The sequence below is a fragment of the Streptomyces sp. NPDC046335 genome, from assembly GCF_055587985.1.
On sequence record NZ_JBVJFF010000015.1, the window covers coordinates 113,744 to 129,078 of the forward strand.

At 69.6% G+C, this 15,335-nt stretch carries 12 protein-coding genes and 1 pseudogene; 11 read left to right on the forward strand and 2 right to left on the reverse strand.

Features of this window, described 5'->3' with window-relative positions:
* Positions 1 to 95 precede the first annotated feature (95 nt).
* From ACZ6JY_RS32735 to ACZ6JY_RS32750, 4 genes are read left to right on the forward strand one after another with little or no spacing between them, the layout of a single operon-like run.
* On the forward strand, positions 96 to 1,223 hold the full coding sequence (locus ACZ6JY_RS32735; RefSeq protein WP_469201770.1) for a PIG-L deacetylase family protein: 1,128 nt from the start codon (positions 96 to 98) through the stop codon (positions 1,221 to 1,223).
* Entirely contained in the window at positions 1,220 to 2,245 is a 1,026-nt protein-coding gene (locus ACZ6JY_RS32740) for an ATP-grasp domain-containing protein (RefSeq protein WP_469201772.1), read from the forward strand. The genes ACZ6JY_RS32735 and ACZ6JY_RS32740 overlap by 4 nt, the downstream gene beginning before the upstream one ends.
* Entirely contained in the window at positions 2,242 to 3,009 is a 768-nt protein-coding gene (locus tag ACZ6JY_RS32745) for a PHP domain-containing protein (RefSeq protein ID WP_469201774.1), read from the forward strand. Before ACZ6JY_RS32740 ends, ACZ6JY_RS32745 begins: the two co-directional genes overlap by 4 nt.
* A complete protein-coding gene (locus ACZ6JY_RS32750; RefSeq protein ID WP_469201776.1) occupies positions 3,006 to 4,718 on the forward strand; it encodes a glycosyltransferase family 2 protein in 1,713 nt (570 codons plus the stop codon). The genes ACZ6JY_RS32745 and ACZ6JY_RS32750 overlap by 4 nt, the downstream gene beginning before the upstream one ends.
* Positions 4,719 to 4,764: 46 nt before the next feature.
* On the opposite strand, the gene ACZ6JY_RS32755 is transcribed toward ACZ6JY_RS32750, so the two are convergent.
* On the reverse strand, positions 4,765 to 6,255 hold the full coding sequence (locus tag ACZ6JY_RS32755; protein WP_469201778.1) for a lipase family protein: 1,491 nt from the start codon (positions 6,253 to 6,255) through the stop codon (positions 4,765 to 4,767).
* 327 nt (positions 6,256 to 6,582) lie between these two features.
* Here ACZ6JY_RS32755 and ACZ6JY_RS32760 point away from each other — a divergent pair, with 327 nt between their 5' ends.
* Positions 6,583 to 7,155 (forward strand): GNAT family N-acetyltransferase, encoded by a 573-nt coding sequence (locus ACZ6JY_RS32760; RefSeq protein ID WP_469201780.1) that lies wholly within the window; start codon positions 6,583 to 6,585, stop codon positions 7,153 to 7,155.
* Between the two features lie 180 nt (positions 7,156 to 7,335).
* Here the strand turns inward: ACZ6JY_RS32760 and ACZ6JY_RS32765 are convergent.
* Positions 7,336 to 7,757, reverse strand: a pseudogene (locus ACZ6JY_RS32765) (hypothetical protein); the annotation flags it as partial.
* A 245-nt stretch (positions 7,758 to 8,002) separates the two neighbouring features.
* Between ACZ6JY_RS32765 and ACZ6JY_RS32770 the strand changes: the two are divergent.
* The 6 genes from ACZ6JY_RS32770 to ACZ6JY_RS32795 all read left to right on the forward strand — a co-directional run bounded on the left by ACZ6JY_RS32770 (position 8,003) and on the right by ACZ6JY_RS32795 (position 15,260).
* The gene (locus ACZ6JY_RS32770) at positions 8,003 to 8,479 is read left to right on the forward strand and encodes a hypothetical protein (protein WP_469201783.1); all 477 of its coding nucleotides are present in this window, start codon (positions 8,003 to 8,005) and stop codon (positions 8,477 to 8,479) included.
* Positions 8,480 to 9,837: 1,358 nt separating this feature from the next.
* The gene (locus ACZ6JY_RS32775) at positions 9,838 to 10,380 is read left to right on the forward strand and encodes a hypothetical protein (protein WP_469201961.1); all 543 of its coding nucleotides are present in this window, start codon (positions 9,838 to 9,840) and stop codon (positions 10,378 to 10,380) included.
* Between the two features lie 250 nt (positions 10,381 to 10,630).
* Entirely contained in the window at positions 10,631 to 11,314 is a 684-nt protein-coding gene (locus ACZ6JY_RS32780) for a ScbR family autoregulator-binding transcription factor (RefSeq protein WP_469201785.1), read from the forward strand.
* Between the two features lie 588 nt (positions 11,315 to 11,902).
* A complete protein-coding gene (locus tag ACZ6JY_RS32785) occupies positions 11,903 to 12,724 on the forward strand; it encodes an AfsR/SARP family transcriptional regulator (protein WP_469201787.1) in 822 nt (273 codons plus the stop codon).
* Between the two features lie 253 nt (positions 12,725 to 12,977).
* Positions 12,978 to 14,240, forward strand: coding sequence for a cytochrome ubiquinol oxidase subunit I (locus ACZ6JY_RS32790; protein WP_469201788.1), 1,263 nt, complete (start codon positions 12,978 to 12,980; stop codon positions 14,238 to 14,240).
* 12 nt (positions 14,241 to 14,252) lie between these two features.
* Positions 14,253 to 15,260, forward strand: a complete 1,008-nt coding sequence (locus ACZ6JY_RS32795; RefSeq protein WP_469201790.1) for a cytochrome d ubiquinol oxidase subunit II — start codon at positions 14,253 to 14,255, stop codon at positions 15,258 to 15,260.
* Positions 15,261 to 15,335 lie beyond the last annotated feature (75 nt).

The following is a 15,335-nucleotide window of genomic DNA, read 5'->3' on the forward strand; positions in this document are numbered from 1 at the left end:
AGGCTGAGCGCCGGTGGCCCGGATGCCCTCCTCGAACTGCGGGCCGCCGGGGGCGGGGCGACACTCGTCAGTGGCGTCTGCCGACGGGAGGACGGATGGTGAAGCAGGACGACGGCGCGGCCGAGACGGAGGGGCGGGGCCTGGCCGGTTCCCCCACCTCGCGGCAGGGCGGTGCGGATCTGCGGGGCATCAGCGTCCTGGTGGCGGACCGGGACCCCGGAGTCGCCGCACACCTCGCCGCGCAGTTGCGGGAGAGGGGCGCGCACCCCGTCGGGCAGGCCGTCGACGAGACGGAGTTCCTGGAGGTGCTGCGGAGCCGGCCCGATGCCTGGCACGTCTCTCTCTGGCACGAGGCCCTTGAGCCGGACCCGGGCCGCCGGCAGGGACTGCTCCAGACGTGGCAGCGGGAGTTCCCGGCCACCGTGACCGTGCTCACCACGGACAACGTGACGGCGTCGAACACCCTGCTGGCGCTGCGCGGCGGCGCGGTCGACGTCGTACAGCGACACGCCCCCGGTGACGAGCTGGCGACAGCGGTACGCCGTGCCCGGGAGGTGCACCGCACGCGTCGGGCGCCGACGGGTCGTGCGGAGGCTCCGCGCATGCTGGTCGTGGGGGCGCATCCCGACGACTGCGAGATCGGCGCCGGCGGTCTCATCCACCGGCGGGTACGCGACGGGTGGCAGGTGTCGATGATGGCGCTGTCCCACGGCTCGTGGGGCGGGGAGCCGGGCCGGCGGGCGCACGAGGCGCGGGAGGCGGCGACCGCCCTGGGGACGACCTCATTCCACCTGGAAGACTTCCCCGACGGTCACATCGCCGATGAGACGGAGACCGTGCAGGCCATCGAGCGCGTGATCTGCGAGATCGACCCGGACGTGGTGCTGGTGCACTCGGTGCGGGACACGCACCAGGACCACCGGGCCGTGCACCGGGCCACCCTGGTCGCGGCCCGCAAGGTGCCGCGGGTGGGCTGCTACCAGTCGCCGTCCGCGACCGCAGACTTCACTCCGAACCGGTACATCGGTCTGCGCGAGGAGGATGTGGAGGCCAAGCTCGCGGCCATCGCCCGGCACGCTTCGCAGGCCACCACGCGGCCGTACCTCGACGTGGGCCTGATCCGCGCCACCGCTCGGTACTGGGGCCGTTTCACCAACGACAAGTTCGCCGAGCCCCTGGAGATCATGCGGTACACGGCCGAGATCGAGAGGTCCCTGGTGTGAACGACCCCCGACCGCCGCTTCCCGACCTGTCCGCTCCTCTGGGCCGTCGACCCCGCGTCCTGGTCACGGGCGCGGGAGGCCCGTCCGGTGTGTGCTTCCTGCGCGCGCTCGACAGTTCGTGCGACCTCTTCGCCGGGGACATCGACGCCAACGCGGCCGGTCTCTACCTGCTGCCCTGTGAGCGGCGCTGGCTGCTGCCGCGCGGTGACGCCCCGGAGTACGCCGACGCGCTGCTGAGCCTGTGCCGGCGGCTGGGAGTCGACGTCCTGGTGCCGACGGTGGACACCGAGCTGGTGCCCCTGGCCAGGGCCGAGGCCGCCTTCGCCGAGGCCGGGGTGCGGGTGCTAGTGTCCGCCCCGGACGCGCTGGAGCGGTGCCTGGACAAGTACGAGCTGGTACGGGCCTGCCGCGATGCCGTGCGGGTGCCGCACACCGTGCTGCTGGAGGACGGTGCCGCGTCGCGCTTCGCCGCCGGGCTTCCTGCCGTCGCCAAGCCCCGCCGCGGCAGCGGCTCGCGCGGAATCCGCACGGTCGACACCCCGGGCGCGGCGGACCCCTTGCCGCACGACGGCACGTATCTGCTCCAGGAACTCCTCCCCGGCACCGAGTACTCCGTGGACGTGCTGGTCGGTCCGGACGGGTCCGCGTGCGCCGCCGTCCCGCGCTCCCGCGACAAGACCGACTCGGGCATCGTCGTGGCCTGCCACATCATGGCTCGGCCCGACCTGTCGCGCCTGGCCGTCGACGTGGCGGCCGCCGTGGGATTGCGCGGCATCTGCAACGTGCAGGTCCGCGGTGACCGGGAGGGGCGGCCCGCGCTGCTGGAGGTCAACCCCCGCCCGCCCGGCGGCATGTCGCTGACGGTCGCGGCGGGCGTCGCGATGCCGCAGTGGGCGGTGGCCGGACTGCTCGGCGAGCGGCTGCCCGGCCACATCACCCACCGCGAACTGTCGGCGGTGCGGCACTGGCAGGACGTGGTGCTGGCACCGGACGGCCTGGGGACCGTGGCGGGCCGGGCGTGATCCCGGCGGACTCGGCGCTCGCGGAGGACTTCCACACGCACACCGCGTTCTCCGACGGGCGCGACACTCTCGACGCCATGGTCCGTGCGGCGGCCACTGCGGGGCTGCGCACGCTCTACGTCACCGACCACGTCCGCCGCGACACCCGCTGGCTGCCCGAGTACACACGGGCGGTGCGCGAGGCGGCCCGGCGAGCCGCTCCTGACCTGCGGGTGGTGTGCGGGGTGGAGGTGAAGATCCTCGACACGGCGGGGCGCCTCGATCTGCCGCCCGACCTGACGGGCGTCCGGCACGTCGCCGTGGCCGACCACCGCTTCCCCCTGCCCGGCGGCCCCGCGGCACCCAAGGAGGTGAGCGACCTGCTCACCAGCGGGGAACTCGGCCGGGAGCAGGCCCTGGACGCGCTCACCGAGGCGACCGTCGCGGCCGTCCACACCGTACCCGCCTCCTGTACGAGCCATCTGGCGCACCTGTTCAGCGTGCTGCCCAAGGCGGGACTGAGCGAGGAAGAGGTGGGGCCGGACCGGCTGGCCCGGATCGCCGGGGCCTGCCGCGACACCGGCACGGCCGTCGAGGCCAACGAGAAGTGGCACTGTCCAGGACCCGCCGTACTGGAGGCTCTGCGCCGGCACGGCGTGCGTCTCGTCGCCGGCAGCGACGCGCACACAGCGGCAGCCGTGGGGGCCTGGTCGTACGCGATCTCCGTACTCGGCGGCCCGGACGGCGCGGCAGGCGGTCACCGCGACGGCGGGGCGATGCCGTGAGGACCCTGTCGGCGATCGCGCACACCGTCGCCTTCGTCTGCGTCTTCCTCGGAGCGATGCCCCTGCTGACGGCGCTCGGGCAGTTCCTGCTCGTCGGCCTCCAGCGCTACCGCGGCGTCTACCGCCGTACCGCCCTGCACCTGCCCAGGACGGCCGTCCTCATCCCCGCCCGCGACGAGGGCGCCGTACTGGCCACCACGGTCGACACCCTTCTCGCCTCCGCCTACCCCGCTGACCGGCTGCGCGTCGTGGTCATCGACGACGCCAGCACCGACGACACCCCGGCCGTGCTCGCCCGTCTGGCGCGCGCCCACCCCGGTGCGGTGGTGCACCTGCGGCGCGAGCAGGGCGGGCAGGGAAAGGCCCACACCCTCAACCACGGGCTGCGGCACGTCCTTTCCGACGACTGGGCGCAGGCGGTGCTCGTGATGGACGCGGACGTCGTCTTCGAACCGGACACACTATGGCGGATGGCCCGGCACCTCGCGGACCCGCGGGTGGGGGCGGTGACCGCCTACATCCAGGAGGGCAGCGGCCGGCGCGGCAACTATCTGACCCGGTACATCGCCTACGAGTACATCACCGCCCAGGCCTCGGCCCGCCGCACCCAGAACGTCCTGGGCGCCGTGGCCTGCCTGGCCGGAGGCGCGCAGTTGCACAGCCGGGCCAACCTCGACGCTCTGGGCGGCGCCTTCGACACCAGCACGCTCGCCGAGGACACCGTCACCACGTTCGACAGCCAGCTCGCCGGCCACCGCGTCGTGTTCGACGGCTACGCGCTCGTCCTGGCGGAGGAACCGGATTCCCTCACCGGACTGTGGCGCCAGCGGCTGCGCTGGGCGCGGGGCAACTACCAAGTCACGCGGCGCTACCGAAAACTGTGGTTCCGAGGCCGTCTCACCGGCGACAACCGGCTGGGATCCTGGCTCTTCGGGCTGATGTGGTTCGCGGTCCTGCTGACGCCGTTCCTGATGCTGCTCAGTTCGGCCGCGCTGCTCTTCCTGTTCTTCACCGACACCAGCAGCTCGTGGTTCGCCTTCAAGGCGCTGTGGGTCGTGAACCTGCTGAGCTATCTCTTCGTCACGCTCCTGAGTCTCGTCGTCGACCCGCGCACCGCACGCCGCTGCTGGCGCGAAGCGCTCATCTTCCCCGGCTTGATCTCGTGCTTCTTCCTCGTGGTCACCGCCGTCCCCGCGGTGACGCTGCCCTGGCTGGACCGTCTGGGACTGGGGCTGACCCGTGACTCGCCGCACCCGCTCATGCTGTTCGCCTACTGCTGGCTGGCCCTCTGCCTGCCCCTGGCCTGGCTCGCGAAGTGCCTGACGGGAACCCGGGCACGCTTCCTGTCCCGCCCGCTGGTCCACCTCGTCGGCTACGGGTCGGTCCTCGCCGCCTGCTCTCTCGCGGCCTTCCTGATGCAGGTGCGGGGCGCCGACCAGACCTGGGGGCGGACGGAGAAGACCGGCAAGGTGGGCAAGCCGCCCGCCCCTAACGCCGACGCGGCCGGACCCACGACCAGTGACCGCACCCGCTCGGGCTCGACCGGGGACCTGTCCACGCCGGACGGCGCGACAGGCGAACTGAAAGCGCGCTTCACCGAAGGCACCCGACGTGACGCCGAGCGCGACCGTCGACTGCTGTGGTGGGAAGCCGTCGTGATCGTCGTTCTGGCGGCGCTGATGGTGATACGGCAGATCTGGCTGACGTGAACACCCCGCCGCACCACGCCGGGCGGCAACCGGTTCAGGGCTGGTCTCACTCCAGGTAGGTGAACTCGTCCGCCGGGCTCGCGGGCGATGAGTAGTTGCTCGAGAGGACGGTGATGTTGACGGTCGAGGACTTGCCGACGGCGATGGTGGGTCTGGGCGCTTTGACGATCAGTTGCTCGGTGCCGTACTCGAGGAGCTCGGCGAGATTGTCGCCGAAGTAGACCCGGGAGTCCGGGCCGAAGTAGACGCCGTCGACCTGGACTTGGTCGCCGGCCCGGCCGCTGTCCGGGCTGATATCGGTGACCAGCACGGCGGCGCCGCCGCCGTAGCAGAACTGGCCGCGCGGGACGGCCGGGGAGGTGCCCAGACTGCTGGTGACCCGGATGTCGACCACGCCGACGCCCTCGGGCGCCCATGCGACCATCACGTCGTCGCGCAAGACGTAGTTCCTGGTGCTCGACACCGTGCCGAAGTCGACCACGACACCCTGGCTGAACCCGCTGCCGACGATCTCGACGGGGGCGCCGCCCTTGCCGACTGGGGTGACGAGGGTCACCACGGGACCCGACTGCACATCAGGCGCGCCGACAAGGCCCAAGTAGGTGGAGTTGGCGTGCTGGAAGGCCGCCTGGCCCATGAAGTCCTGGGTTGACCGCTTCACCACGTTCGGGTCGACGGGGTGGTAGGTCTTGTTCAGCTGGTCGTCCTTGCCCGGCTGGGCGTAGACGTTGGGGCCGGGGAGGCCGGCGAGCGTGGAGATGACGGCTTTGACATCGTCGTCCGCCGCCGGGCCCGGCGGACTCGGGTACCACTGAGTGGCCGCCGCGAGGTTGTTCCAGGCCTGCGGCACCAGATCGTTGATGTTGTAGTGGCGCTCATTCGCCTGCCACTCCAGGGAGTCGACGTAGGCGGCGAAGGCCTCTCCGCCGGCGGTGGGGGCGGCGAAGGTGTGCAGCTCGAAGTTCGGCTTCCCGCCGGGCCAGGTGAGCGTCTGCAGGTACGGGGCGACCATGGTCGCGATACAGCCGCCCAGGCTGTGGCCGGTCACGTAGACCGTCGGGTTCGGCTGCGCCTGTCCCAGGGCGGTGCCGAGCGCCTGCGCCAGGGTGACACCCGCCGTGCTCATGGTGACGACCTGGGAGAACGCCTTCATCGCCCCCTTGGAGACCTGGACCGGTGACGGCATCCCTACGAGGTTGAGCGGGACCACGTTGCCGACGTCGAGGTCCTCCAGCAGATCGGGCACGTTGCCGACCGTGCCACGGATCACCACGGCGAACGAGTTGGAGCCGTCGGTGTTCTTGGCGAGGTAGGCCATGTTGGCGTTGCCCGGACTCACCGCCAGCCAGCACAGGACCCAGGTGCCCTGGGTCGCGAGCGAGGTGTCCGCCAGTTGCCGGTTGACGCCGAGGACGATCCGCGTGCTCTGTTCCGCGAGCGTCTCGCCCGAGGGGCGCGGGGTGGCGCCGCTCGCCGCGATCGCGGAGAGCGTCATGGTCACCTGCGCGACGGTCGGCTGGGTCACATCGGTCGCCATACTCGCTCCTTCGGGATCGCCCGGTCCGGCAGGAGCAGGTTGGTGGCCAACCTACTTTTCACCGGGGGCGGCCGAGGGGAGGCCGAGGGGAGGCGGGGCTCGGGTTCACGCGATCGGGGCAGTCGGAGGCGGTCGTCGGCCGACGAGCACGAACGGTGCGAGCGACGGCCGACCGTGTCGACGCGGCCCCGACCCGCATCGGCACCTGGTGGCCGACCGACACCGTTCCCCACGCGAGGCCCTCATCTCGTCGCCGGAATTTGCCGCTGATCCAGCTGGTGGGTCGGGTCCGGCCGCCGTGGTGCACCGGACCGGTACGGTGAGCGAGTGATCTCATCTGACCGTAGAGCAGCCGAACGTGAGGCGGCGCAGGCAATCACCTATCGCGTGGCGGAGAGCGAGAGGGACAAGTCCACCGTCATCAAGGGTGAGTTCAGCTCGGATACCGTCTTCGAAGTGGTCGGCTCCGAAGGCGGGTTCACCATTCGGCCCGCCCGGCTGGACCCACCGGTTCACAAGGTCTTCCCCGACGACGAGCCCGAGGCCGATGAGGCATCGGAAGGCAAGCGACGGTTTGTCGCGCTGGATGGCGAACTCGTGTGCGGCTACGTCGACACAGAGTATGAGCCCTGGAACCGGCGGCTGACTATTGCCGATATCGAGGTGGCCCACCCGTACCAGCGCAGGGGAATCGGGCGGACACTGATGCGTCATGCCATCGGCTGGGCCCAGGAATGCGGTGCCGGGCACGTGTGGCTGGAAGTGACGAACATCAACGCTCCGGCCATCCGCGCCTACCAGCGGTTGGGGTTCACCTTCTGCGGCCTGGACACTTCCCTCTACAGCGGTACCGAGTCCGAGGGGGAGACGGCACTGTATATGAGCCTCATACTCGACTGATCCGCCGGCTGGCAGCCGATCCAGTGCTCGACCTTGTCACGTATGCCGGGCTGGTCCCGGTGATGCGTCTGGCCGAGCGGTGCGGGCTTGCCCCTTTGACGGCGCAGAAGGTGAGGCTGAGCGGGCGAAGAACCCCGGGAGTATGGTGCCGACACCCTTGGCGAACGGCGCCGGCCGTCGCGCGGTGCCGGCCACGGTTCGGTCCTCGTGATTGGTGATCTGCTGGCCGGACCGGACGTGCGTCCAATGGAGGGAGTGAGGGGCACGAGGTGAACCGTGGCTCGGCCGCCGGGCTCCCGAACGGGCATGCCCTCGCCCCAGAGCGAGGCGATGCTGACCGCACGTTCGCCGGTGGGTGAGAGGTGTTGTCCGATGTCCCACATGGGTCGCAGAACACCGGCACCGGAGACTGGCGTCGTGCGTCGCGCCTCGGCGGCAGGACGGAGCGTCAGATCTGCCCGGATCATGCCGTTGCGCAGCTCGGAGCACCGCCAGTGGCACCAAGCCGCGCTCCGCTCAAGCCGGAGCTGCTCAGCCGCTTCGGCGAGCTGCTCCCAATAGGCCAGGGGGAGCGAACGTGCGTCGCCGAGCTCCTCCAGCAGGGAAGCTGATTCGAGCAGTTCGGGGACGTCCGTCGCTCATTGTCGGCCACATGAACTATGAGGCTGCGTTGCCCGTTGCCCGTTGCCCCGTTGTCCTGGTCGCGTGCGACGGCTGTGAGCCGGTTCTTGAGGCGGTAGCCAGGGCCGTTGACGGAGATCCGCCTCGGCCCGTCGCTGACCTGCCGCGGGTCGCTTCGGAACGGGGGCCGGTCGGAGATCCTCCCCAAGCTCGAAGCTGTGGAACGATGATCGGCATGGCAGGTCAAGTCTTGGTTTCGCTCATCTCATTGGGCGGAGTCGTCCTCGGCGGCGTGTTGTCCTACCTCGTTCAGCACAGGACTCAGCAATCAGCGGAACGCGCCGAACAGCAGCGGCAACGGACCGCGTTGTCGGAGACCCGACGCGCGGAACGGCTGGGGCTGCTGGAGCGGTTCATCGAGGTATCGGCAGAGGCGGAACGCTGCGCCTACACCCGGCCGTCCGACTGGGAAGACACAGACGACTGGTACCTCACGACCCGGGACGTCATGTACAGGTTGTGGGTCGCGGATAGGCTCCTCCGTATCCAGTTTCCCCTTCCTGTGCATGACGCCGCACACGCGCACTTCCTCGACCTCAACAGAACCGTGTGGCACGGCTTGCCCGACGGTGAAAGCGTGCGGGACTACTTGGAGGGCAACCGGTCGGCGTTTCTGGACGCGGCCCGCGCGGTCATGGGGTAGCGCACCGCTGCTGCCTCGCATAGATCTTTTGCGGGACAATCAATACTCAGGGGAGCGAGCCTGTGTGCGACGCGCTGTTGGACATGAGGAGGACAGGGCGGGTGGCGGCCCAGTGTGGCGGCCTTGGTGCCACTGACGGCGGCGCGGTAAACGTGCCCTGTACTGATCCTCCCGGTCCAGCGTGCACTTCCGCGTGGTGGTACCGAATGTGGCGACGAACCGGGCTCCGGTTGCGCCCCCCCCAACCGTGTTGCCACCGATGACCCTTGTCATCGACGCCGCCAGGACCGACGATGCCGCCGTCACGTCGTCCAGCGCCTCGCCCGCGGCATCGGCCTACGCAGCCGACCTCATGTCAAGCTGTCAAGCGCCTGGGGGAGCCGGACGCTGGGCCAGTCGTCGAGGAGTACGTCCGCCAACGTGCTCCTCGACGACGCCCCTCCTGCGAGGAGGCAGCGCCTGGGCCGGTCCAGCGTCCCGGGGGGCGCCTTCGATTCACAGGTCGCTCTTGGGTACGGGTGGTCCCGCCAGGCGAGTGTCAGTACCAGGCGTTGTCCGTTGCTGCCGGTGTACTCCCACTGGATCGCGTGGGCGCCGTTGTCCTGGCTGCTGCTACCGATCGCCAGGCACTTCCCACTGGCTTTGTTGTGGTCTTTGACGTACGTCCCCTGGCGGCCACTCCGTCATGACGGCGGACGGAGTCGGCCTTGAGGCGCGCGGCCTTGTCGGGGCTCCGCTGCTCGAAGGCCTTCACCTCAGCCGCGGAAAGTTTCTCCACCGCGCCGAGCCCGGAACGGTCAGGCGGCGTGGCGGCGGTTGCCGGAACAGCGAATGCAGAGCTCGTCACGCCGCACAGGGTCGCGGCGGTGACTCCCATAAGGAGCAAGCACCGCTGCCCGCCGCCGTGTGTGGTGGGCAGCCGCCCGCAGCACACGGCGACTGCGCACGCTCATCGCCGCCCTGTCCATCCTGGCTGTGATCGCCTCCACGGCCGCCGTCACGGCCTTGCAGCAACGTGCCACCGCCTGAACACAACCCGGCAAACCTCTGCGAAAGCAGACCAGTCGCGCGGCACCTCGGCGAGACGGAACTCCCGCCGGTGGCCCGTCATTCCCGGGGCGGAGCGCCCGGATTCGTGCTCGCCCGCCCGGCGGAGGCTGTTCGGTCCGTGGAGCGATCCTGACCTGGCTCCTCGGCTGCGAGTCTCGAAGCGTACGGGCCGCTCCGGCCCGTGGACGTGAGGAGCGCGGATGTTCCGGGCCAGGCCGAGCACGACAACCGACGAACCGGCACACGCGCCACGCCGGGAAGGCCGCCTGAGACAGGCATGGCGCGCGGCGCACGAGCCCGCCGCGGGAGTGCCGCGCTGGGCTCGCCGGGTGGCCTACGCAGTGCCGCTGGTGGTGCTCCCCTCCGGGATCTGGCGCCTGGGCGTGCTGTTCGCCGCGGAAAAGCGTGGCGGGGCGATCGCGGACTGGGCGGTGAACGGCTACGTCGTCTTCCTCACCCTCGTCTCCGAGATCCTCGCCTTCATGGCCGTCGGGCTGGTCGCCCGCTGGGGCGAGGTGTTCCCTCGCTGGATGCCGTGGGTGCGCGGGCGGCGGGTACCGACGGCCGCCGCGGTCGTCCCGGCCGCGATCGGGGCGACGGTCTTGACCCTGATGTTCACGGTCATCGCGATCGCCACCACGGCCACCCAGTCCAAGACCAATGGCGATCCGCTGCCGGCCGACTTCCCGAGCAAGGCTGGTGGCTGGGAGACCGTCTACTTCTACGCCGCCTACGCCCCTCTGGTTCTGTGGGGCCCGATGCTCGGCATCCTGACGTACGGGTACTGGCACCGGCGCAGGTCGGCGACGAACGGTCCGCTGCTGTCGTCGGCAGTCGGCAGCACGCGCTAGGCGGCCGTGAGCCGTAGGCTCGGGCCGGGGCGCGAGCGCTTTACGCTGTCCGGAAAGCATTGGAAAACCGGTCGCCAGGTTTTATTCTCTTCCTCGCGGGGCCTTCTGGGCGACCATGATGGACGGCATGTTCAGTCGGGAGTGCTGGCCGAAGCGCGAGTTGGCCGCGGGGAACGCCCGTATGGTACGTACGCGCCGGTTTATTTCGTTCTCACTGATCCTGCCGACGCTGGACTGGTAGGAGGATGTTGTGGCACAGCAAGAGCGGGCCATCAGGACACGGCAGGCGATCCTCATGGCGGCATCTGCTGTGTTCGACGAGGTCGGGTACGAGGCTGCGACCATCTCCGAGATTCTGAAGCGGTCCGGCGTGACCAAGGGCGCGCTCTACTTCCACTTCACGTCCAAGGACGAGCTCGCACAGGCGGTCCTGGCCGCCCAGGTCGGTTCGTTGCCCCCGATCCCGCATCGGGAGCTGACCTTGCAAGAGGGGCTGGACACGTCCCTGGTGCTGGCCTACCTGCTCAGTCGCGGGGACTCATTGGTGCGGGGCAGCGTCCGGCTCACCGTCGAGCAGGGCGCGCGGGACGGCCTGAACCGGCAGGTGCCGATCCAGGCGTGGCTCGACTTCAACGAAGCCGTACTGAGGAAGGCGAAGGCGGGCGGGGAACTGCTTCCGCATGTTGATGTGGCCGCTGCCGCGTGGCTGTTCGCCAGCTGTTTCACCGGGGTCCAGATCGTGTCGAAGATCATGTCCGGGCACGCGGACATGACGACACGGGTGTCGGAACTCCAGCAGTACCTGATGGCGTCCGTTGCGGTGCCGGGGGTGCTCGTACAGTTGGACTTCCGGCCGGAGCGGGGCCAAGAGGTGTACGAAGAAGCGATGAATGCCCAGGAAGAGGCCGCGGCCTCCCGGGCCGATTCGGTCTGAGCGAACTCTCCCGTCGTAGCCCGTCGCCGTAGCCCATCGGGGCGCTGCGCCCTGATAAACAGCCCGCTGAGTCTGCTTTATTGGCTGTTCTGATGCCCGCGCGGGAGGGGCGCTCCGCGCCTCTCGGGGCTTGAGGGGGCGCAGGAGCGACTCGTTAGACCGTCAACTACTGCATGTAGCAGGCTTGTTGGGGCCGATTAGTAGGAAATGTCGGCGTCAGTAGGTGCCGAGCATCGCTGATCTCCCCCGTTAAAAACAGCGCGAACGGTCTCGTATTGACAAACCGTCCGTCCTGTTTTGTAATCGTCGGACTGGGAGCTAGAAACTGCACAGGGTGGGGGAGTTGAGGCGGCAGGTGTCTCGCCGCTGAAGCCGCTCATCCATTTCACCCACTGGCTGGCCCGGACGCTTCAGGAGGAATCGGCTGTCCGGACCGGCTGTCCGGACCGGCTTTCCGATCGCCCGTGAGTGCGCCGGGCGGCTGTCCTGTCCTTGGCGAACGACCTGCGTGGGGCTGCGGCTCGGGGTGCTTGTTTCTGGCCACTGAGAGGAACTCGAAGAGCGACTCGACGAGGTACGGAGGGGAACGTGAAGATCCAGGTTCTGGGTCCGTTGAGTGCTGAAGTCAACGGGGGTTCGATTGTTCCGACAGCGGGTAAGCCGCGACAGATCTTGTCGCTCCTGGCGCTCTATCCGGGGCGGGTGATGCCCGTTCCGACGCTCATGGAAGAGATCTGGGAAACGGAGCCGCCGAGGAGCGCGCTCACCACCCTGCAAACGTACATCCTTCAGCTGCGCAGGAGACTTGGCACGGCGATGGGCCCAGGCGCACCCGGTGGCGCCAAGGACGTTCTCGCGACTCGGCACGGGGGCTATCTGCTGCAGATACCCGAAGACAGCGTGGACGTTCACCAGTACGAACTCCTGGTCGCCGAGGGGCAATCCGCTTTCGAGGCGGGCGCCAACGACGTGGCCGCCGACCGGTTCCGCCAGGCGCTCGGCCTGTGGAACGGGCCCGCACTGGTGGACGTACAGGTGGGCCCCATCCTCGAGATCGAGGTCATGCGCCTGGAGGAGAGCCGGCTGGTCACCGTGGAACGGCGGATCGACGCCGACCTGAGGCTCGGACGACATTGCGAGCTTCTGGCCGAACTGGCAGAACTGACCGCACGTCACCCTCAGCACGAGGGGCTGCATTCGCAGGCCATGGTGGCGCTCTACCGGTCAGGCAGGCAGGCCTCGGCACTGGAGGTGTACCGCAGACTGCGCGTGCGGCTCATCGGCGATCTCGGGGTCGAGCCCTCGCCACAGCTCCAGCGGCTGCATCAAGCCATGCTCACCGTCGACCCGCAACTGGACGTCATCTCGGGGGCCCGGCGCACTTCGACCTTCGACCTTTTCGCAGCCTGAGAATCAGGTGGGGCGCGACGCGCACCCATCATCGCCGCCGACGCCGGCGCCATCATGGTCGCGGTCTTCGGGTCCTTCATGCTCAACGGCGACCGCATGCTGCAGCAGTTCGGCTTCGGGACGGCCGTCGCCGTCTTCGTCGACAAGCACTGACCCCGGTACGGGAGTTCGGGCGTCCTGACGGCGCCCGGACTCCGCCATGCGGCCGTCGCGCCGCCCTTCCATATGGTCGGCCGCACAAGGAGAGACTCTCGTGGACGACGTGCTCACCCTCGCACGGCTCCAATTCGCCCTCACCGCCATCGCGCACTACCTGTTCGTCTCGCTCACCCTCGGTCTGGTCACCTTCCTCGTCGTCATGCAGACGCGCTGGGCGATCACCGGCAAGGAGAAGCACCGCGCGCAGACCAGGTTCTGGGGGCAGCTCTATCTGATCAACTATGCCCTGGGAATCGGCACCGGCATCGTGATGGAATTCCAGTTCGGGCTGAACTGGAGCGGACTCACCCATGCCGCGGGCAACGTCTTCGGCGCGCCCCTCGCGGTGGAGACCCTGGTGGCGTTCTTCGCCGAGTCCACGCTGCTCGGCCTGTGGATCTTCGGCTGGGACCGTCTTGGCCGCACCGCGCACACCGTACTGATCTGGCTGGTGGCGCTCACCGCGTATGCCTCGGTCTTCTTCGTCATGGCCGCCAACGGGTTTCTCCAGTACCCGACGGGCACGCGGACGGTCGACGGCGAAATGGTGCCGGTCAACGCCGCCACCCTCTTCCAGAACTCCAACGCGAGTTCCGCGATGGCGCACGTTCTGACCGGCGCGCTGGCCACCGGAGCCTTCTTCATCGTCGCGGTCAGCGCCTGGCATCTGCGACGGCGCACCGCACACACGGAGTTCTTCTGGTCGTCGATGAAGCTGGCCCTCCCCGTCGCCGCGGTCATGGCCATGATCACCGGTGTCATGGGCGCCGGCCTGTTCCAGGTGGTGGCCGACCAGGCCCCGACCAAGTTCGGTCCAGGGGACAAGAACGCGGTGGCCAAGGCCGAGGAGTTCACCGAGAAGTTCGGGCCCGACAACTACTACGGTCCCGACTACGTCAAGACCGCGGAGAGCCTCATGATCTCCACCTGGGGCGTGATGATGGTCGTCGCCCTCGTCGCCACGCTGTTCCTGATCAAACGGAACCTGATCCGCCGCCGCATCCTGCTGTGGCTGCTCAGCGCCGCCGTGGTCCTGCCGTACGTCGCGAGCACCGCCGGATGGATCTTCCGCGAGGTCGGGCGCCAGCCCTGGGCCATCTACGGAGTGCTCAAGACCGAGGACGCGATCACCCCCGGCATGACCGTCGGCGGTGCGCTCGCCTCGCTCCTCGTCTTCGGCGTACTCGTCGCGGCCCTCACCGTCATCGACTGGGCCCTGCTGCTCCGTTTCGCCCGCCGGGGACCGGACGCGGCGCAACTCGGGAAGACCGAAAGCCCAGCCGAAGAGCCCGCGGACGTAGCCGCGTTGACCTACTGAAAGGCGCACATCATGTGGGACAACATCTGGTACGCCCTGCTGGCACTGCTGCTGACGGGCTATCTCGTGCTCGACGGCATCACCATCGGCAGCGGGATCGTGGGCCGCCTCGTCGCCCGCACCGACGCGGACCGCCGCACCGTCGACGCGGCCACCGGGCCGTTCTTCCTCGGCAACGAGGTCTGGCTGGTGGCCGCCGCGGGCATCACGCTCGGCGGATTCCCCGGCCTGGAGTCCACCGTCGTGAGCGGCATGGCCCCGCTGATCGTCGTGGCCGTCGCCGCGCTGCTGCTGCGGCACGCCGCGATCCAGTTCCGCCGCCGCGTGCCGTCCCCCGGCTGGCGGCGCCGCTGGGACGCCGTGGTCCAGACCGCCTGCGTGGCGCTGGCCCTCATGTGGGGCGCCCTGGGCGGCGCGGTGATCGGCGCGCTGCCCGTCAAGGACGGGCACCTGAGCCCCTCCCTCGACCTGCTGCTGCGCCCCGTACCGGTGGCGTCCGCGCTGACGGCCGTCGCCGTCCTGGCGCTCCACGGCGCCGTGTTCCTGGCCAGAAGGACGACGGGCCCGGTCGCCGAACGGGCCGCGGAGCTGACCTCGTGGCTGGGCACCGCGGCGGCGGGGCTCGGGCTGCTCACCCTCTTCGCTGCCGCCTTCGACGGCAGGACCCGGGACGGAGCGCCCAACGCGCTCCCCGCCGTGCTGATCGCCGCGGCCGCGATGGCCGCCGCGCTCCTCGCGGCACGGCTCGTGGCGTCCAACAGCGCGGGCGCCCCGCTGTTCAGCGGACTCGCCGCGTGCCTTCCGGTGCTGGCGATCGGCGCCGCCCGCTTCCCGCAGACGGTGGTGAGCACGTACGAGGGGGAGGACCTCTCGCTCGCCGAGGCCGCCGCCCACCCCGACACCCTGAGCATGGTCGGCCCCATGATGCTGCTGATCCTTCCGGTGCTGCTCGCCTTCCAGGCCATGCAGTGGTGGGCGTTCCGCACCCGGGCGGATGAGCGGTCCCCGGTGTACTTCTGATCCCGTGGCCGCCCAGCAGGCCGCGGAGACGGGGCTGCTGGGCGACCGCATCCTCGGCGCCTACCGGGCGGGCCC

Excerpts from the sequence above, each read along its gene's own strand:
- ACZ6JY_RS32755 (WP_469201778.1), bottom strand. The coding sequence starts at position 6,255 with ATGGCGACCGATGTGACCCAGCCGACCGTCGCGCAGGTGACCATGACG.
- ACZ6JY_RS32770 (WP_469201783.1), top strand. The coding sequence starts at position 8,003 with ATGATCGGCATGGCAGGTCAAGTCTTGGTTTCGCTCATCTCATTGGGC.
- ACZ6JY_RS32735 (WP_469201770.1), top strand. The coding sequence starts at position 96 with ATGGTGAAGCAGGACGACGGCGCGGCCGAGACGGAGGGGCGGGGCCTG.
- ACZ6JY_RS32795 (WP_469201790.1), top strand. The coding sequence starts at position 14,253 with ATGTGGGACAACATCTGGTACGCCCTGCTGGCACTGCTGCTGACGGGC.